Source organism: Burkholderia sp. Ac-20345 (genome assembly GCF_017104825.1).
Taxonomy (GTDB): domain Bacteria; phylum Pseudomonadota; class Gammaproteobacteria; order Burkholderiales; family Burkholderiaceae; genus Burkholderia; species Burkholderia lata_B.
Map to the genome: position 1 here is coordinate 1 of NZ_JAAGPO010000198.1, position 18408 is coordinate 18408.

19 protein-coding genes and 1 pseudogene are annotated in these 18408 nt (G+C 68.3%); 7 read left to right on the top strand and 13 right to left on the bottom strand.

The genetic code is table 11. The annotated features are described in order from the left end of the window. Window positions 1-194 (bottom strand): annotated as a pseudogene (locus G3O06_RS39300) (short-chain dehydrogenase); the annotation flags it as partial. Window positions 195-207: 13 nt separating this feature from the next. Here G3O06_RS39300 and G3O06_RS39305 point away from each other — a divergent pair. Both G3O06_RS39305 and G3O06_RS39310 read left to right on the top strand, forming a co-directional pair. Next, complete coding sequence (locus G3O06_RS39305; RefSeq protein WP_205819317.1) at window positions 208-1401, top strand: SAM-dependent methyltransferase; 1194 nt, start codon at window positions 208-210, stop codon at window positions 1399-1401. Window positions 1402-1412: 11 nt separating this feature from the next. Continuing rightward, complete coding sequence (locus G3O06_RS39310; RefSeq protein WP_011353425.1) at window positions 1413-1607, top strand: DUF2905 domain-containing protein; 195 nt, start codon at window positions 1413-1415, stop codon at window positions 1605-1607. 25 nt (window positions 1608-1632) lie between these two features. Here G3O06_RS39310 and G3O06_RS39315 read toward each other — a convergent pair whose 3' ends face one another. From G3O06_RS39315 to G3O06_RS39340, 6 genes are all read right to left on the bottom strand, one after another. Further along, window positions 1633-1854, bottom strand: a complete 222-nt coding sequence (locus tag G3O06_RS39315) for a hypothetical protein (protein WP_011353424.1) — start codon at window positions 1852-1854, stop codon at window positions 1633-1635. A gap of 101 nt (window positions 1855-1955) precedes the next feature. Further along, window positions 1956-2864 carry a carbohydrate kinase gene (locus G3O06_RS39320; RefSeq protein ID WP_205819318.1) on the bottom strand — a complete coding sequence of 303 codons (909 nt, stop codon included), beginning with the start codon at window positions 2862-2864 and terminating at the stop codon, window positions 1956-1958. Next, window positions 2861-4141 carry an AGE family epimerase/isomerase gene (locus tag G3O06_RS39325; RefSeq protein WP_205819319.1) on the bottom strand — a complete coding sequence of 427 codons (1281 nt, stop codon included), beginning with the start codon at window positions 4139-4141 and terminating at the stop codon, window positions 2861-2863. The genes G3O06_RS39320 and G3O06_RS39325 overlap by 4 nt, the downstream gene beginning before the upstream one ends. After that, a complete protein-coding gene (locus G3O06_RS39330) occupies window positions 4138-5160 on the bottom strand; it encodes a LacI family DNA-binding transcriptional regulator (RefSeq protein WP_174974416.1) in 1023 nt (340 codons plus the stop codon). Before G3O06_RS39330 ends, G3O06_RS39325 begins: the two co-directional genes overlap by 4 nt. Window positions 5161-5524: 364 nt before the next feature. Further along, window positions 5525-7363 carry a phosphodiesterase gene (locus G3O06_RS39335; protein WP_205819320.1) on the bottom strand — a complete coding sequence of 613 codons (1839 nt, stop codon included), beginning with the start codon at window positions 7361-7363 and terminating at the stop codon, window positions 5525-5527. A 345-nt stretch (window positions 7364-7708) separates the two neighbouring features. Further along, on the bottom strand, window positions 7709-8740 hold the full coding sequence (locus G3O06_RS39340; RefSeq protein WP_011353419.1) for a bile acid:sodium symporter family protein: 1032 nt from the start codon (window positions 8738-8740) through the stop codon (window positions 7709-7711). A 346-nt stretch (window positions 8741-9086) separates the two neighbouring features. On the opposite strand from G3O06_RS39340, the gene G3O06_RS39345 reads away from it, so the two are divergent. The 3 genes from G3O06_RS39345 (at window position 9087) to G3O06_RS39355 (ending at window position 12135) form a co-directional block, all read left to right on the top strand. Beyond that, on the top strand, window positions 9087-9569 hold the full coding sequence (locus G3O06_RS39345) for a peptide-binding protein (protein WP_174917159.1): 483 nt from the start codon (window positions 9087-9089) through the stop codon (window positions 9567-9569). Window positions 9570-9914: 345 nt separating this feature from the next. Next, window positions 9915-10991, top strand: coding sequence for a porin (locus tag G3O06_RS39350; RefSeq protein WP_011353417.1), 1077 nt, complete (start codon window positions 9915-9917; stop codon window positions 10989-10991). A 181-nt stretch (window positions 10992-11172) separates the two neighbouring features. Continuing rightward, window positions 11173-12135 carry a LysR family transcriptional regulator gene (locus G3O06_RS39355; RefSeq protein ID WP_174974410.1) on the top strand — a complete coding sequence of 321 codons (963 nt, stop codon included), beginning with the start codon at window positions 11173-11175 and terminating at the stop codon, window positions 12133-12135. Window positions 12136-12250: 115 nt separating this feature from the next. Here the strand turns inward: G3O06_RS39355 and G3O06_RS39360 are convergent, their stop codons facing one another. After that, a complete protein-coding gene (locus G3O06_RS39360) occupies window positions 12251-13210 on the bottom strand; it encodes a nitronate monooxygenase family protein (RefSeq protein WP_174974408.1) in 960 nt (319 codons plus the stop codon). A 266-nt stretch (window positions 13211-13476) separates the two neighbouring features. On the opposite strand from G3O06_RS39360, the gene G3O06_RS39365 reads away from it, so the two are divergent. Continuing rightward, window positions 13477-14373, top strand: coding sequence for an alpha/beta hydrolase (locus G3O06_RS39365; RefSeq protein ID WP_174917162.1), 897 nt, complete (start codon window positions 13477-13479; stop codon window positions 14371-14373). Between the two features lie 30 nt (window positions 14374-14403). Here G3O06_RS39365 and G3O06_RS39370 read toward each other — a convergent pair whose 3' ends face one another. Then, window positions 14404-14895 carry an Lrp/AsnC family transcriptional regulator gene (locus G3O06_RS39370; RefSeq protein ID WP_174985401.1) on the bottom strand — a complete coding sequence of 164 codons (492 nt, stop codon included), beginning with the start codon at window positions 14893-14895 and terminating at the stop codon, window positions 14404-14406. 112 nt (window positions 14896-15007) lie between these two features. On the opposite strand from G3O06_RS39370, the gene G3O06_RS39375 reads away from it, so the two are divergent. Then, a complete protein-coding gene (locus tag G3O06_RS39375) occupies window positions 15008-15910 on the top strand; it encodes a DMT family transporter (protein WP_174917164.1) in 903 nt (300 codons plus the stop codon). A gap of 242 nt (window positions 15911-16152) precedes the next feature. On the opposite strand, the gene G3O06_RS39380 is transcribed toward G3O06_RS39375, so the two are convergent. The 4 genes from G3O06_RS39380 to G3O06_RS39395 form a co-directional block, all read right to left on the bottom strand. Further along, window positions 16153-16365 (bottom strand): DUF1289 domain-containing protein, encoded by a 213-nt coding sequence (locus G3O06_RS39380; protein WP_124473092.1) that lies wholly within the window; start codon window positions 16363-16365, stop codon window positions 16153-16155. Then, window positions 16362-16868, bottom strand: coding sequence for a YbaK/EbsC family protein (locus G3O06_RS39385; protein ID WP_174917165.1), 507 nt, complete (start codon window positions 16866-16868; stop codon window positions 16362-16364). The genes G3O06_RS39380 and G3O06_RS39385 overlap by 4 nt, the downstream gene beginning before the upstream one ends. 26 nt (window positions 16869-16894) lie before the next feature. Beyond that, entirely contained in the window at window positions 16895-17827 is a 933-nt protein-coding gene (locus G3O06_RS39390) for a hydroxymethylglutaryl-CoA lyase (RefSeq protein ID WP_174917166.1), read from the bottom strand. A 26-nt stretch (window positions 17828-17853) separates the two neighbouring features. Continuing rightward, window positions 17854-18408: NAD(P)-dependent oxidoreductase (locus G3O06_RS39395; RefSeq protein WP_277403777.1), on the bottom strand; the 555-nt coding region annotated here is incomplete at its 5' end.

The window sequence follows — 18408 nt, forward strand, 5'->3', positions numbered from 1 at the left end:
GCCGCGACTTCGGCGACGAGTGTGTCGGCGGCCGCGCGCGGCGTGCCGTGGCTGCGCTGCAGCGCGACGTCCCAGCCGTGCCGGGCGAATCCCGTCGCGAGCGCACGACCGATCGATGCGGCGTCGGCCGCGCTGCCCAGGGCACCGGTGACGAGCGCCACGCGCTGGGTCGACGTATCGGCTGAAACGGTCATTTACAATGCCGGGATGAACCCGAAAGCTCACGAACCCGCTAGTTTACCTGCTCCCGGCCCTGACGCGCTCGCGCAGTCCGAAACCCTTGCCGCGCAACTGCGCGATGAGATCGCGGCGGCCGGCGGCTGGCTGCCGTTCGACCGCTTCATGGAGCGCGCGCTGTATGCGCCCGGCCTCGGCTATTACAGCGGCGGCGCGCGCAAGTTCGGGCGCCGTGCCGACGACGGCAGCGACTTCGTCACCGCACCCGAGCTGTCGCCGTTGTTCGCGCAGACGCTCGCGCAACCGGTCGCGGAAGCGCTCGCGGCGAGCGGCACGCGTAGCGTGATGGAATTCGGCGCCGGCACGGGCAAGCTCGCGGCGGGGCTGCTCGCGGCGCTCGACGCGCTGGAGGCCGGGCTCGACGAATACCTGATCGTCGATCTCTCGGGCGAGCTGCGCGAACGGCAGCGCGACACGATCGCGGCCGCCGCCCCGGCGCTCGCCGCGAAGGTGCGCTGGCTCGACGCGCTGCCCGAGCAGTTCGACGGCGTCGTGGTCGGCAACGAGGTGCTCGATGCGATGCCGGTGCGCCTGTTCGCGAAGGCGGGCGGCGCATGGCAGGAGCGCGGCGTCGCGCTCGGCGCGCAGCAGACGTTCGTGTTCGAGGACCGGCCTGCAGCACCGGCCGGCCTGCCGCCGGTGCTCGCGGGTCTGGACGATGCGGCCGACGGCTACGTGACCGAGACGCACGAAGCCGCGCTGGCGTTCACGCGCACCGTCTGCACGATGCTCGGGCGCGGCGCGGTGCTGCTGGTCGACTACGGCTTTCCCGCACACGAGTACTACCATCCGCAGCGCGACCGCGGCACGCTGATGTGCCACTACCGCCACCATGCGCACGACGATCCGTTCCTGTACCCGGGGCTGCAGGACATCACCGCGCACGTCGAATTCACCGGCATCTACGACGCGGCCGTCGCCACCGGCGCCGACCTGCTCGGCTACACGTCGCAGGCGCGCTTCCTGCTGAACGCGGGCATCACCGACGCGCTGGCCGCGATCGATCCGTCGGACATCCACGCGTTCCTGCCGGCCGCGAACGCAGTGCAGAAGCTGATCTCCGAAGCCGAGATGGGCGAGTTGTTCAAGGTGATCGCATTCTCGCGCGGCATCGACGGCACGCTCGACGCGTTCGCGCGCGGCGACCGTTCGCACGCGCTCTGACGGGAGTCGGCATGCTGCGCTGGCTGATGACGACGTTCGTCGCGGTGATGATCCTGACGCGCTGCTGGCCGTGGCTCGGCAAGCTCGGCATCGGGCGGATGCCGGGCGACGTCACGCTGACGCTCGGCGGGCGGCGCTACCCGTTCCCGTTCATGTCGACGCTGGTGCTGACGATGCTGCTATCGATGGTGGCGCGGCTGCTCTGAGCCGCGCCGAAAAGGGCGGCGGGCGTTACAGCTCGATTTCGCCGAGGATCCGGTGCGCGAGCGCCTTCGCCTCGTCGAACGCTTCTTCCTCGCTGGGGCTCGTCGAGTGGACGTCGTAGCGCGTGTTCTCGGTGTCGTCCCCGTCGTCCCGTGCGAGGATCACGTAACCCTGGAACTGCCCGTTGCCCGCATGCTGGGTATGCGCCTTGGCCGTGTAGATGCCCTTCGTGAACGTGTTGGTGTCCATCGTGCTCTCCCGCAAAAGGACACTTCATCGTAGCACTGCGGCGCAGCATGTACAGCGCCGCTTATCGGTGACCGAACGGCGTCCGGTCACCGTCCTTCCCGTCATCGTTCGATCAGTGCGACGACCTCGTCGAGCGTCGGCGCGTGCGCGCCCGTGTGCCGGCACGCCGCGGCGCCCGCCGCCAGCGCGAACACGAGATGCTCGCGCCACGATCGCTGCGGCGCGGCCATCAGGCTGAACAGCATGCCGCCGATCGACGCGTCGCCCGCACCGACGGTGTCGGCCACCTCGACGCGCGGCGGGCTGGCTTCATGCACGTCGCCGTCCGCGTAGAGCGTCGCCGCCTGCGCGCCGCGCGTGACGAGCACGGCCGCGCGCGGGTTCAGCGCGCGTACCGCGGCGATCGCGTCGGGGCCGTCGCCGCCGAACAGGTGCCGCAGGTCCTCGTCGGATACCTTGATCAGGTCGGCGAGGGCGGCCATTTTCTCCAGCGTCGGCCGGTACGCGGCCGTCATCAGGTTCCGGACGTTCGGGTCGAAGCTGATCTTCACGCCGCGCGCGTGCAGGTCGGCCGCGAGCGCGGCCAGCGTGCCGGCGAGCGGTTCGCGCACGAGGCTGATGCAGCCGAAATGCGCCCATTTCACGTGATCGGTCCAGCCGGCCGGCAGCCGCGCCGGATCGAACGCGAGGTCGGCGCTCGCTTCGCCGATGAAGAAGTACGCGGGCGGGCGGGTCTCGTGGACGATCGCGAGCAGCGGTGGCCGCGCGACGCGCTGCAGGAAGCGCAGGTCGAGACCGGCCGCTTCGCTCGTGCGCCACAGCACGTCGGAGAAGCAGTCTTCGCCGATCGAGCCCGCGAGCGCGCTCGACACGCCGAGCCGCGCGACCGCGCGCGCGACGTTCCAGCCGGCGCCGCCCGGCACCGACGTCCATTGCGCATCGCCCGCGCGCACCATGTCGGTCAGGATGTCGCCCGCCGATACGAAAGCCGGAAACGTGCCGCCACTCATTGCGTCGGCTCGCTGCGCTGCGCGCGCGCGAGGGTCGCGAGCACGTCGTAGCACGCGCCCATCGTGTGATAGTCGGTCTTCCCGGCCGGGCTCTTCTCGTCGCTGTACTTGCGGTTGTCGCAGGTGAGGATGCGGTACCACGCACCGTAGCGGTGATCGACGAAGTGCGCCCAGCTATAGCGCCAGATCTCGTCGTACCAGTCCCAGAAGCGCTCGCTGCCGGTGCGTGCACCGAGCATCGCGGCCGCCGCGAACGTTTCCGCCTGTACCCAGAAATACTTGTTGTGGTCGCAGATCGTGAAGTCGGGGCCGAAGCCGTAGTACAGGCCGCCGTGATCGGCATCCCATGCATGCGTGAGCGCGGCGTCGAACAGCTCGGCCGCGCGCGGCACGAGCCAGTCGAGCGGGCGGTGCCGCTCGAGGATCAGCAGCAGCTTCGCCCATTCGGTCTGGTGCCCGGGCTGGAAGCCCCACGGGCGGAAGATGTTCGAGCTGTCTTCCTTGTTGTAGTCCCAGTCGACCGACCAGTCCGCATGGTAGTGCTCCCACACGAGTCCGCCCGACAGCGCGGCCTGGCGCTGCGTGATGTGGGACGCGAGCTTTTCCGCGCGATCGAGGTACGTGAGGTGGCCGGTCGCCTCGTACGCGGCGAGCAGCGCCTCCGTCATGTGCATGTTGGCGTTCTGGCCGCGGTACGACGACACGATCCAGTTCGGCGTCGCGTCGTCCGCATAGAGGCCCGCGGCCGCATCCCAGAAGCGGTGCTCGGCCAGCTCGTAGGTCGCCGCGATCAGCGGGCGCGCCTCGTCGATGCCGGCCATCGTCGCGTGCGCGGCCGCGAGCAGCACGAACGCGAGCCCGTAGCAGTGGCGCGTGCCGTCGAGCGTCGAGCGCTTCGCGCCGTCGCGCCAGTCGAGTTCCCAGTCGTAGCCCTGCAGCTCGTCGTCCCAGTGCGCGTCGCGCAGGAAGCGCAGCCCGTGGCGCGCGTATTCCAGGTGACGCGGATCGCCGAAATGCCGGTACGCCATCGCATAGTTGAAGACGAACCGGCAGCTGCTGACGAGGTGGCGAGACGTGCGGTTGTAGATGCTGCCGTCGTCGCGGAAGTAGTGGTAGAAGCCGCCCGTCGGGTCGAACGCGTTCGTGGCGTAGAAGCGCAGCGTGTCCTCGATGTGCGACAACAGGAACGACGGATCGCGGAAACTCGCGACGAACGGCGCGGCTTGCGTGTGGGCGGCCGGCGCGGCCGTGCAGGGTTGGACCGGGGGCATGTTCATGATGATTCGGTGACCGTGGCGGTATCGAGTGCCGGGGAGCCGGCGGGCTGGCTGCTGGCCCGCACGATCAGCTCGACGGGCAGGGAAATCTCGGTGCGCTCGGGCGCTTCCGCGAGCAGCAGCTCGACGCCGCGGCGACCGAGCGCCTCCTTGTCGACCGCGAGCGTCGTGAGCGGCGGGCTCGCGTGCGCGGCAGCCGGGATGTTGTCGAAGCCGACGATCGCGATGTCGTCGGGAATGCGCAGCCCGCGCGCGGTGCACACGCGCTGCGCGGCGAGCGCGGCCGCGTCGTTGTACGCGAAGACGGCTTCCGGGCGCGGGCCCGGTGCGTCGAGCAACTGCTCCATCGCACGCGCGGCGCCGGTGTCGGGATCGAGCCCCGCATCGATCGTCACTTCGTACGCGGGATCGAACAGCCGCCCGGCCTCGAAGAACGCGCGCCGGTAGCCGATCGCGCGTTGCGCGATGCTGTAGTGCGCGGGCGATCCGCCGATGAACGCGATCCGCGTGCGGCCGGTGGCGAGCAGGTGGCGCATCGCGAGCGACGCGCCCGTCGCGTTGTCGATGTTCACCGAGCGCAACCCGGGCGCCCACAGGTCGATCAGCACGAGCGGCCGGCCGGTCGCGGCGAGCGCTTCGATCGTCTCCGGCTCGATGAAGCCCGCCACCGCGATCGCGTCGGGCGCGTGCGGGCGCATCTGGCGCAGCACGTCGTCGTTCGGCCCGACCGTGAGCAGCGTCGGCACGATGCCGCGCTCGCGGCACGCGTCCTCGACGCCGTGCAGCACGTGCGAGAAGAACGGGCTGGCCGGAAAGCGGTTGTGCTGGCGGTGCAGCAGGAAGGTGAGCCGGCGGATGCGCGGCCGCAGTTGCGCGGGATCGTAGCCGAGCCGCTGCGCGATCTCGACGATGCGCGCACGCGTGGCTTCGGACAGGCCCGGCTGGTTTTTCAGCGCGCGGGAGACGGTGCCGATCGAGACCTCTGCCGCCCGCGCCACATCGCGAATGGTGGTACCCATCGTTCGGGGTCCGGTTTGTTTAGGGTGAAAACGATTGTATAGTAAAACGTATCGCGGAATTCGGGCCGGATAGCCGGGGAATACCCGCGAATTCCGGGTTTTTAAGCGCTAATCTGCGAAAACGCCGTTACTAAAAATACTAAACAAAATGCGAAAAAGGCAAGGTGAGCGTGCGTATGCCCGGCGAGCGGGGAGGGGGCGGAAAGCGGGCCGGCTTCAAGCGTCCGCGCGAGCCTTGCCCGACTGCCTCCGTGGGTCACCGGGGACGGCGGTGTGCAACTAACGGTCTGCCTGCCTGGCGGGCACATGCACGCCACCGCCGCATCGCGCGCCGCCGCGTCCTCGAGCGGAGGCCGCCCGCCGTTCAGCGTATTGCCACGGCCGGCGGTTCGCCGCGATGGCGCAGCGCGGCGCGGCCCGCATCGAGGTCGACGACCGCGAGCCCGTCCGGCTGCTGTTTCGCGCGCCGCTTCGCGAGCGCCGCGACCGATGCGATCTCGTCGCTGCCGTAGCGCTTCGCGCCGTTCGCGCCGGCCGGCACACCGACCGCGCCGATCGCCATCGTCACGAAGCCGAAGAATGCCGGGTTGCCGTGGCGGTCCTCGCCGCGCAGCCCGCCCGCCTGCCGGTCGGCCTGCGTGTAGAAGAGCTGCGCGCCGTCGTTGAAGCGCGCGATCGCGTCGGCGGCGCGTTCGCGCCAGTCGGCGCGCTGGAACAGCACGAGGAAATCGTCGCCGCCGACGTGCCCGAGAAAGTCGCGCTGCGGGTCGCACACGCCGGCCAGCACGGTCGCCGCGAATTTCAGCACCTCGTCGCCCTGCCAGTAGCCGTACTGGTCGTTGAACGGCTTGAACTGGTTCAGGTCGACGTAGCACGCATGAAAGCCCGCGTCGCGCTGGAGCAGGCGGTCGATGTGCGCGCTGATCGGGATGTTGCCGGGCAGGAACGTCAGCGGATTCGCGTAGCGCGCGGCCTCGATGCGCATCTCGGTCACCGCGCGCACGAGGCTCTCGCCGGTGCCGAGCCCGACGTAGCGGCCGTGTTCGGTGATCACGAAGCCGTCCGCGAGATAGCGCTGGTCGTGGCTCGCGAGCAGCATCGCGAGCTGCTCGAACGTCGTCGCGTTGTCGATCATCAGCGGTGCGTCGTTCGCGAACTGCAGGCACGGCTTCTTCCCGAACACCTCGCGGTGATACGGCAGCGCGAAGCGGTCGATGAAGCCACGGCGATTCACGAGCGCGACGGGCCGCCCGCGTTCGACGAGCGCGACCGCGTGCAGGTCGGGCATCCGGTTGAACAGGTCGAGCACGTCGTTGCTGGTCGCGTCGCGCGGCAGCGCCGGCGCCGGCACCAGCATCTTCCCGGCGATCGTGCCGGCCGGCCGCACCGAGCGCGTCGCGCCGGGAAACACCGCGATGTGCGGCGCGCGGATCGCGTCGCGCGCGGCCGGCGCGACGACCCGCGACGGCTGCGCATTCGGCCGGCCGAGCAGGAAGCCCTGCACGCAGCAGATGCCCATGTCGCGCACGACGATCAGGTCGCTTTCGTTCTCGATGCCTTCCGCGATCAGTTGCGCGCCGCTCGCCTGCGCGAAGTGCTGCATCGCCTTCACGGCCTCGAACTTCAGCGGGTCGCGCGCGATATCGTGGATGAAGAAGCGGTCGATCTTCACGACGTCCGGATGCAGGCGCAGCCACAGGTTCATGCTCGCGTTCGCGGTGCCGTAGTCGTCGAGCGCGAACTGGATGCCGGCGTCGCGCAGCGAGGCGACGGCCGGCCCGATGTGGGCGACATCGGGAATCGCATTCTGTTCGGTCAGCTCGATCACGATGCGCTCGGCGCCGATCCGCGCGCGGACGAGGAGCTGGCGTGCGCGCTCGCGCTCGCTGGCGAGCTTGAGGATCGTCCCGGCGCTGAAGTTGAGGAACAGCTTGCCGTCGCAGCCGAGCGCCGCGAACGCGTCGAGGCAGGTGAGCGCGGCCGCCTGTTCGAGCGCGATGGTCGCGCCTTCGCGCGCGGCCTGCGCGAACAGCGCGGCGGGCGGCTCGAGGTCGGTGCCGCGCGGGCCGCGTATCAGGCCCTCATATCCGACGACCGTCCCCGACCCGAGATCGACGATCGGCTGGAAGACGGCGGCGAGCGCGCGATCCGCGATCAGGCGCGTGATGCTGGCGGCAGCGGAGTCGGAGTGGGGCGCGGGCATGGGCGAGGGCAGCCGAATCGACAGGACGCCCGACTTAACGGCACCGCGCGCGGAGAATTGAATGAAGATTTCGTGACGCGATGGGCGTTGCTGGTGCATTGCGCCGGGGGCGCATTGGGAGGGGCGGGAAGGCGGTACGGCGGAAGGCGGGAAGGCGGTACGGCGGAAGGCGGAAGGCGGAAGGCGGAAGGCGGAAGGCGGGAAGGCGGAAGGCGGAAGGCGGGAAGGCGGAAGGCGGAAGGCGGAAGGCGGGAAGGCGGAAGGCGGGAAGGCGGGAAGGCGGGAAGGCGGGAAGGCGGGAAGGCGGAACGGCACCGCCCGGTGCCCGTCCCGCGGCCCTGTTCGTCAGCGCTTGCCCGCGCTCAGCGCGCCGGGCGCCGACGTCGCGTCGCCCTCGTCGTGCTCGCCGCTCATGTCGCGCGCCCCCCAGCGCTGCGCGAGCGCCGCGCATGCCATCAGCTGGATCTGGTGGAACAGCATCAGCGGCAGCACGATCGCGCCGACCGCGTTCGCCGAGAAGATCACCTTCGCCATCGGCACACCGGCGGCGAGGCTCTTCTTCGATCCGCAGAAGATGATCGTGATCTGGTCGGCGCGGTTGAAGCCGAGCCGCTTGCTGACGAACGCGGTCAGCAACAGCGCGATCGCGAGCAGCACGAGGTTGACGACGAGCAGGCCGCCGAGCGCGCGCGGCGGGATCTGGTGCCACAGGCCCTCGTTGACGGCCTCGCTGAACGCGACGTAGACGACCAGCAGGATCGAGCCCTGGTCGACGAAGCGCAGCACGCCGCGGTTGCGGTCGATCCAGCCGCCGATCACGGGCCGCAGCAACTGGCCGGCGATGAAGGGCACGAGCAGCTGCATCACGATGCTGCCGACGGTGCTCCACGGCGACGCGGCGGCCGCCGACTGCGACGTGATCATCAGCCCGACGAGCGCCGGCGTGACGAAGATCCCGAGCAGGCTCGACGCGGATGCCGCGCACACGGCGGCCGGCACGTTGCCCTTCGCGATCGACGTGAACGCGATCGACGACTGGACCGTCGACGGCAGCGTGCACAGGAACAGCACGCCCGCATACAGCGTCGGCGTGACGAGCGGCTGCAGCACGGGTTTCAGCGCGAGGCCGAGCAGCGGGAACAGCGCGAACGTGCTGAGCAGCACGACCGCATGCAGCCGCCAGTGGGTCGCGCCCGCGACGACGGCCTCGCGCGACAGCTTTGCGCCGTGCAGGAAGAACAGCAGGCCGACGGCGATGTTGGTCGCCCAGTTGAACGCGTGGGCGGCCGGGCCGCGGCACGGCAGCAGGCTCGCGAGCACGACGGTGCCGACGAGCGCGAGCGTGAAGTTGTCGGGAAGAAAACGGGGACGGGCCATCGGAAACTCGATTCGGAAACGACGGAGGCGCGCGTCGCGCGCGCGGATGGCGCCATTGTCCCGGTTGGCGATTCACTACACAAATTCATTGTGGGAATCGATTGATGAATCAATGTCATGCGGCAGCGCTCACGGTACCGGCCCGGCCACGCGCAAAACGGCAGAAGAATGTTCTGCCCCGGTCGCCCGCCGAAGTGAAAAAACCTAGCAGTAACATGGTGTTACACCGATGCCGGCGACATAACACTTTTGGGCTCGACACGCATTCGGCCTGCTCATAAATTACTGCTGAAAGCCTTGGGCCGGCCGAAAGGAACCGGCGGCGGGCGTGGACAGGCACTGAACGATGACGGAACGGGTGAAACGGAAGATCGGACGATGGGTGGCAGGCGTGCTCGGCGCGTTGCTGATGCCGCTCGCGCTCGCGCAGCCGCCCCACGGTGGTCATGGGTTCGGTGGCCACGGCTTCGGTGGCGGTGACATGCGCGCGTACGGTCAGCCGGCTGGCGGTGCCCCCGTCTGGCGCCGCGTCGCGCCCCCTGCCGGTGCACGCGGCGGTGGCGTGAACGGTTACGGCTCCCGCTGGGGGCTGCGGCCGACGCCGTCGTACGGCCATTACGCCGCGCAAAGCCCGTATCGCCCGATCAGCGCCGACGCGCGCCAGATGCCGCGCCCACCGGGCGGCGGCAACGTGCCGCTGCGCGCCGGTTCGATCCGCGCCGACGTCGCGCGCTACAACGAGGAGCGCGGCGGCCGTCCGATGCCGCCGCCCCGCTCGCAGGAAGAGCCTGCGCACTCGCCGTCTTTCTCCCCGTTCTACCGAAACTGAGCGCCCGCGCGCTCGTCCCTCCGCCGGCTGATGCGAATTCGCCACAGTCGCGCGCAGATTTCCGCTGATTTTCCCGTCGCATTGCGCTATCTTTCGCGCCCGGCTCGCGTGTGCCACGCCGCCGCTCCGCCGCGCGACCGCGTTCACGCGGGGCCGCCGACGGGTGCCGGGCCATGTATCAATTCCGCGAAGTTAATGCTGCCGCTATACCAGCAATAAGTGTGCGCAATTTTGACCGGACGAATGATCCGTAAAGATGGCTGCGCCCCATACGACGCAAGCACTCGGCTCCAAAAAACAACGCTCGCGCCACTTATCGACTATTCGACAAAATCTGGAGATCCAATGAAAGCATTCGCTCGCCGTGCGTCGCGCACGTCCGTCAAGCTGATCGCCGCGGCCGCCTGCGTGGCGGCTACCGCGCCCGTCCATGCACAGTCGAGCGTGTCGCTCTACGGTCAGGTCGACGAATGGGTCGGCGCAACCAAGTTCCCGGGCGGCGACCGCGCGTGGAACGTGAGCGGCGGCGGGATGTCGACGTCGTACTGGGGCTTGCACGGCGCCGAGGATCTCGGCAACGGCTACAAGGCGATCTTCACGCTGGAAAGCTTCTTCCGCGCGCAGAACGGCCAGTTCGGCCGCTTCCAGGGCGACACGTTCTTCGCACGCAATGCATACGTCGGCATCGATTCGCCGTACGGCACGGTGACGGCCGGGCGCCTGACGACGCACCTGTTCCTGTCGACGATCCTGTTCAACCCGTTCTACGACTCGTACACCTTCTCGCCGATGGTGTACCACGTGTTCCTCGGCCTCGGCACCTTCCCGACCTACCCGAGCGACCAGGGTGCCGTCGGTGATTCCGGCTGGAACAACGCGCTGTCGTACACGTCGCCGTCGTTCGGTGGCCTGAATTTCGGCGCGATGTACGCGCTCGGCAACCAGGCCGGCGACAACGGCTCGAAGAAGTGGAGCGCGCAGTTCAACTATGCGAACGGCCCGTTCGCGGCGACCGCGGTCTACCAGTACGTGAACTTCAACAACGGCCCGCGTGACCTGAGCGCGCTGGTGGCCGGCATGAAGAGCCAGGGCATCGCGCAAGTCGGCGCGACCTACGACCTGAAGTACGTGAAGCTGTTCGGCCAGTACATGTATACGAAGAATGACCAGGTCGCGGGCAGCTGGCACGTGAATACCGCGCAGGGCGGCGTGTCGGTGCCGCTCGGCGTGGGCAACGCGATGGCGTCGTACGCGTATTCGCGCGATTCGGGCGGCCTCGACCAGACGCGCCAGACCTGGGCCGTCGGCTACGACTATCCGCTGTCCAAGCGCACGGACGTCTACGCTGCGTACATGAACGATCACATCAGCGGCCTGTCGACCGGCAACACGTTCGGCGCCGGCATTCGCGCGAAGTTCTGACGCGTACGTACGACCGGTGCGCCGGACGCGCGCGAAAAGTGCGTCCAGACTACATGTTTTTTACGCCAGAACGGCGCCGCCACTCGCGGCGCCGTTTTGCCTTTGTTGACCTTTCTGTTTCCTCGCCTTTGTTACCCTATCTCGTAATTGGACCATTCCCCCGTCATTACGAGCTAGTTCGATGGATACCCTCGTCAGCATGAATGTGTTTCGCTACGTCGTCGAAGTGGGCAGCTTCGTCGGCGCGGCCGAACGCATGCAGATGTCGGCTGCGATGGCGAGCAAGCACGTGATGCATCTCGAGCAGCAGCTCGGTGCGCGGCTGCTGCATCGCACGACACGACGCGTCGCCCCTACCGAGGCGGGACGCGAATACTATGAGCGCCTCGTGCAGGCGCTGTCTGAACTCGACGAAGCCGGGCAGGCCGTCGGCGCCGCGAGCGTGGTGCCGCAAGGCAGGCTGCGCGTCACGTCGCTGTCCGCGTTCGGGCTGCGGCACGTGATGCAGGCCGTCACCGATTATGCGGGCCGGTTCCCGGACGTGACCGTCGACATGACGCTGTCCGATCGCGTGGTCGACCTGATCGAGGAAGGCTACGACGTCGCGGTGCGCGCGGCGCCGAACGGATTGAAATCGTCGTCGCTGGTCGCGCGGCAGATCGCGACCGCGCACATCCTGCTGGTCGCATCGCCCGAGTATCTCGAGAAGCACGGCACGCCCGCGACGATCGCCGATCTCGCGCACCACAACTACCTGCGGCGCGACTCGAATTCGACGATGCTCGACTCGCTGGTGATCGACGCGGCCGCCGCGTCGCGCGTGAACCTCAACGGCAACCTGATCGTGAATCATCTCGAAGGGCTGCGTGCGGCCGTGCTCGCGGGCGCGGGCATCGCGCTGCTCGGCACCGAGGTGGTCGGCGACGACATCGAGTCCGGCCGGCTCGTGCCGGTGCTGCTCGATGCGGTGCCGCCGCACGAGGCGCCGATCTATGCGGTCTACGCGAGCCGTCGTCACGTATCCGCGAAGGTGCGTTCGTTCGTCGATTTCCTGGCGGCGCGCTTCGAAGGGCAGTCGCTGTGCCCGTCGATCGAATCGCGCCTGCGCGTGCTGCCGATTACGCGGATGAAGCGCGTGGTCTGAGCCGTCTTTCCCGCTGCGGCGGGGCAATAAAAAAAGCGCGAACCGCTGCGGTTCGCGCTTTTTGTTTTGTCCGACGGTATGTGCGCCGGCGGCGGCGTCATGGCCGCCGCATCCGTCAGCGCGGGATGCCGAGCCGCGCCTTCGCGTCGTCGTACTCGCGCTTCAGGCGCTCGACGAGCGCGCCCACGCTCGGCAGGTCGTCCATCAGGCCGACGCCCTGGCCGGCACCCCAGATGTCCTTCCACGCCTTCGTCTTGTCACTGCCGAAATTCATCTTGGTCTTGTCGGATTCCGGCAGCGCCTCCGGATCGAGGCCGGCCTTCTCGATGCTCTCGCGGATATAGTTGCCGTGCACGCCCGTGAAGAGGTTCGTGTAGATGATGTCCGACGATTTCGCGTTCACGATCGCGTGCTTGTAGTCGTCGATCGCGTGCGCTTCCTGTGTTGCGATGAAGCGCGTGCCCATGTACGCGAAGTCGGCGCCCATCGCCTGCGCGGCGAGGATCGAGCCGCCGTTCGCGATCGCGCCGGACAGCACGATCGGGCCGTCGAAGACCTTGCGGACTTCGCCGACGAGCGCGAACGGCGACGTCGTGCCCGCGTGGCCGCCGGCACCGGCCGCGACGAGGATCAACCCGTCGACACCGGCTTCGAGCGCCTTCTGCGCGTGACGCAGGTTGATCACGTCGTGCAGCACGATGCCGCCGTAGCTGTGCACCGCGTCGACGATCTCGCGCGCCGGCGCGCGCAGGCTCGTGATGAAGATCGGCACCTTGTGCTCGACGCACACGCGCACGTCGTGCTCGAGCCGCGCATTCGACTGATGGACGATCTGGTTGACCGCGATCGGGCCGATCACCGCGTCGGGATTTTTTGCCTTGTGGTCGGCGAGCTCGGACTGGATCTGCGTGAGCCACTCGTCGAGCAGTTCGGCCGGACGGGCGTTGAGCGCGGGGAACGAACCGACGATGCCCGCCTTGCACTGCGCGAGCACGAGTTCGGGGTAGCTGACGATGAACATCGGCGACGCGATGACGGGCAGCGTCAGGTTCTGCAGGACGGTGGGCAATGCCATGTGATGTCTCCAGTCTCCAGGGGCGGCCGCGCGGTCGCGCTGACGCCATGCTTTACGGTCGAACGGCCATTCGAGTGTAGCTGCGAAACGAGGTCGTTCTTATTAATACGAACGATCGTGCGATTCTACGCGAGCTTAACAAAATGCGCGGTGTGCCGGCAATCGAGTGAGTGTTCTCTTTCTAGGGATTCTGGCTGTTGCCCCGCTGTGTAGACGCGCAAGCGCTCCTAAAATAAACGCCATAACAAACCAACGAGAAACAAACCATGTCGTTTGAGGCGTTTGCACCGTTTCGCGTGACGGTGCAGGACACCGATATCTTCGGTGTCAAAGGAGGCGCGGGTCCGCCGCTCCTGTTGCTGCACGGACATCCGCAAACCCACATGATCTGGCATCGCGTTGCCGCGACGCTCGCGAATCATTTCACGGTGATCGCCACCGACCTGCGCGGTTACGGCGCGTCGGGCAAGCCGCCGAGCGACGCGCAGCATGCGCCGTATTCGAAACGTGCGATGGCGGCCGATCAGGTCGCCGTGATGCGGCATTTCGGCTTCGAGCACTTCCACGTGTGCGCGCACGATCGCGGCGCGCGGGTCGCGCACCGGCTCGCGCTCGATCATCCGGACGCCGTCGAGCGGATGATGCTGCTCGACATCGCGCCGACGCTCGCGATGTACGAGAAAACCGATCGCGCGTTCGCGACCGCGTATTTCCACTGGTTCTTCCTGATCCAGCCGGAGCCGCTGCCGGAGACACTGGTCGGCGCGCATACCGATGCGTACATCGAGCGCGTGATGGGCAACCGGTCCGCCGGGCTCGCGCCGTTCGCGCCCGAGGCGCTCGCCGCGTACCGGGCCGCGCTCGCGCAACCGGGCGCCGTGCATGCGATGTGCGAGGACTACCGCGCGTCCGCGACGATCGATCTCGAGCACGACCGTGCGGATCTCGAGCGCGGCAACAAGGTCGCGTGCCCGCTGCGCGTGCTGTGGGGCGAGAACGGGATCGTCGGCCGCTGCTTCGATCCGCTCGACGAATGGCGCCGCGTCGCACGCGACGTCAGCGGCCGCGCGCTCGAGTGCGGACACTACATTCCGGAAGAGGCGCCCGTCGCGCTGATCGACGAACTGCTCGCGTTCTTCGAGGCGCGCGACGCGGCGGCCTGACGGTACGCGGGCGGCGCGCGTACCGGCTGCTCAGCGGTGCGCGCTGTCGTCCTCGACGAGCGGCGGCAGCCGGCGCGGCACCGGCGTCGATTTCACGATCGCGGTGCTCGTCTCGGCGCGCTCCGTCACTTTCGACAGGATGTCGTCGAGGTGCTCGATCGTGCGCAGGTAGAGCCGGCAGATGAAGCAGTCGTCGCCGGTCACCTTGTCGCACTCCACGAATTCGGGAATCCGCCGCAGCATCTCTTCGACGAGATGCAGCTGGCCGGGCAGCGGCTTCACGCGGACGATCGCCTGCAGCGTGTAGCCGAGCGCGCGCGGGTCGAGCTCGACGGTGAACGCGGCGATCACCCCTTGCGCCTCGAGCCGCCGCACGCGGTCGGCGGTCGCGGGCGCCGACAGCCCGATCTGCCGGGCGAGTTCGCTGGTTGCGATGCGCGCGTCGTCGGCCAGCGCCGCGAGGATCGCGCGGTCGGTCGCGTCGAGCGACGCGATCGCGGGCGGGGAAAGGCGTTTCGGCATGATCGCTTTGCTTTCGAAGGTGAATCGGTCGATTCACTTCAGTTTAGCCGTGGTTGCCGCGAAAGCAAGTTTCTAGAATCGAAGTCATCCACTCTTCTGAACGGAGTTCACGATGGCTTCGAATGAAATTCGCCGCGGCGCCGCCGAGATGGTCGTCGCGATGATGATGTCCGGCACGATCGGCTGGCTCGTGATGTCGTCGCAGCAGCCGCTGACGAACGTCGTGTTCTTCCGCTGCCTGTTCGGTGCCGCGACGCTCGCGATCGTCTGCGCGGCGTTCGGCTTCCTGCGCCGCGCGCTGTTCTCGCCGCGGATGCTCGCGCTTGCGACGCTCGGCAGCGTCGCGATCGTCGCGAACTGGCTGCTGCTGTTCGCCGCCTATTCGCGCGCATCGATCTCGATGGCGACCGCCGTCTACAACACGCAGCCGTTCATGCTCGTCGCGCTCGGCGCGATCGTGTTCCGCGAGCGGATCACCGCGTCGACGGTCGCGTGGCTCGCGCTCGCATTCGTCGGGCTCGTCGCCGTGGTGCGTGTCGAGCCGGCCGTGCTCGCGGTGCCGGGCGAATATCTGGAAGGTGTCGCGCTGTCGCTCGGTGCGGCCTTTCTGTATGCGATCTCGTCGATCGTCACGAAGCACCTGAAGGGCACGCCGCCGCACCTGCTCGCGCTGTTGCAGGCCGGCCTCGGTGTCCTGCTGCTCGCGCCGTTCGCGCACTTCGGCACGTTGCCGGCGACCGCCGGGCAGTGGCTCGACCTCGTCGTGCTCGGCGTCGTGAACACGGGTCTGATGTATGTGCTGCTGTACGGCGCGATCCAGAAGTTGCCGACCGCGATGACCGGTGCGCTGTCGTTCGTCTATCCGGTCGTCGCGATCGTCGTCGATCACGTGGCGTTCGGGCAGACGCTCGCGTGGACGCAGGTGGTCGGCGCGCTGCTGATCCTGCTTGCGGCGGCCGGTGTGAATCTCGGCTGGCGCATCGTGCCCGCGCGTCGCGCGGCGGTCGGCAACTGAAACGGTCGTGCGGTTCGGCGCCGCTGCGGGGCAGCGCAGCGGCTCGTCGAATGCGTATTTCAGGAACGCGTATTGCGAGCGAAAGCCGTGCGCGCGCACGCGTGGAAGACGCTGTAAGAAGTTGTAGGGAAACACCCGATGCGATGCGGCCGCGTCGCTCGTATGATGCGGGCTGTGACGTTGATCACGTTCACAGGATTCCAATCTCATGCCGTTCGCCCGTCAGGCTGAACGGCTTTTTTTTATGCACCGCTTCTCGCCAGCAGACGCCGCCGCGCATCGAGCCGCGCGAGCAACGCGCGCCTCGCGTCGTCGTCCGATGCACGCCACCCCTTGATCTCGTCGCGCGTGCGCAGGCAACCCGCGCACCAGTCGGTGCGCGGATCGATCCGGCATACGTCGGTGCACGGCGACGCGACCGTGCCGACCGTCACCATCACCGGCACGTCGCTCATGCGGGCTCCCGCAACGCGACGTCCGCGACCGGCGCGCCCGTCAGCGACACGAGTTCGTTCGGCGACAGGTTGAACACCGCATGCGGATGGCCGGCGGCCGCCCACAGGCTGTCGAGCTCGAGCAGGTCGGCGTCGATCAGCGTGACCGGGTCGACGAGATGGCCGATCGGGCAGACGCCGCCGATCGCATAGCCGGTGTTGTCGCGCACGAACTTTGCGTCCGCGCGGCCGACCGCGCCGACCTGCGCGGCGACCTTCTTCTCGTCGACGCGATTGACGCCGCTCGCGACCACGAGCACCGGCGCGCCGTCCGACTGGCGGCGAAACAGGATCGACTTCGCGATCTGCGCGACCGAGCAGCCGAGCCCGGCCGCGGCCTCGGCCGACGTCTTGCCGGTTTCGGCGAGCATCACGATGCCTTTCGCGTGGCCGCGCTCGCGCAGCAGCAGCGCGACGCGTCGCGCGGAATCGGGGAGGGAATCGAATGAAGCGGGTGTCGTCATCTTGAGGAATCCATCGAATACCGGGGTCATACGCAGTTCGCGGCGTCAGCCGCGCTCTGCGCCTTGGCGAGCAGTGCGCGACCGGCGCGCGACACGTTCGCGCGGCCGATCGCGTTCGAGATGAAGTCGCCGGCGGCGACGACCTGCGCGAGATCGATGCCGGTGTCGATGCCGAGGCCCTGCATCAGGTACAGCACGTCCTCGGTCGCGACGTTGCCGGTCGCGCCCTTCGCGTACGGGCAGCCGCCGAGGCCCGCGACCGACGCGTGGAAGATCTCGATCCCTTCGAATAGCGCCGCGTAGATGTTCGCGAGTGCCTGGCCGTAGGTGTCGTGGAAGTGGCCCGACAGGCGTTCGCGCGGGAACACGCGCGTGACGGCCGAGAGCACTTCGCGCGTGCGCTTCGGCGTGCCGACGCCGATCGTGTCGGCGATGTCGATCTCGTCGCAGCCGAGCGCCGCGAAGCGCTCGACGACGTCGACGACCGATGCGACCGGCACTTCGCCCTGGTACGGGCAGCCGAGCGTGCACGACACGCTGCCGCGCAGCCGCAGGCCCGCATCCTTCGCCGCCTTCGCGACGGGCTCGAAGCGCGCGATGCTCTCCGCGATGCTGCAGTTGATGTTCCGCTGCGAGAACGCCTCGCTCGCCGCGCCGAAGATCACGACCTCGTCGGCGCGCGCGGCGACCGCATTCTCGAACCCCTTCAGGTTCGGCGTGAGTACCGAGTACACGGTGCCCGCGCGGCGCTCGATGCCGGCCATCACGTCGGCGCCGTCGGCCATCTGCGGCACCCATTTCGGCGACACGAACGACGCGGCCTCAATGTTGCGGAAGCCAGCGTGCGACAGCCGGTCGACGAGCGCGATCTTCACGTCGGTCGGCACGAAGGTCTTCTCGTTCTGCAGCCCGTCGCGCGGGCCGACTTCGACGATCTTGACGGCGGTGGGGAACGTCATGGTTGTCTCCTGGTTTGCTTGTAGTTTCAGTAGCCGCGTGCGTAGTCGACGATGCCGCCGATGCGCTCGCCGCGCTCGAGCGCGCGGATCTTGCCGGCGATCTGCGCGATGGCTTCGTCGCGCAGCGTCTCGGCCGAGCTGTGCGGCGTGATCGTGATGCGCGGCGTGTGCCAGAACGGATGGTCTTCCGGCAGCGGCTCGCGATGGAATACGTCGAGCGTTGCGGCGGCTACCTGGCCGTTCGAAAGCGCGTCGAGCAGGTCGGCCTCGACGAGATGCGCGCCGCGCGCGACGTTGACGACATACGCGCCGGGCGCGAGCCGTGCGAACGTGCGCGACGACAGGATGCCGTCGGTGTCGGGCGTGCTCGGCAGCAGGTTGACGAGCACCTTCGCGCCGTCGATGCACGCATCGAATGCGCCGTCGCCGGCGAAGGTCGCGACGCCGTCGAGCTGCTTCGCGCTGCGGCTGTAGCCGCGCCACGCGAGGAGGACGGAAGAGGGGCGTGGAGGGGAGGAGGGGGAGCTACAGTGTGAAGAGAGTGGTGGGCAGGGTGACGTAAAACGAAAAAAAAGAGCGTA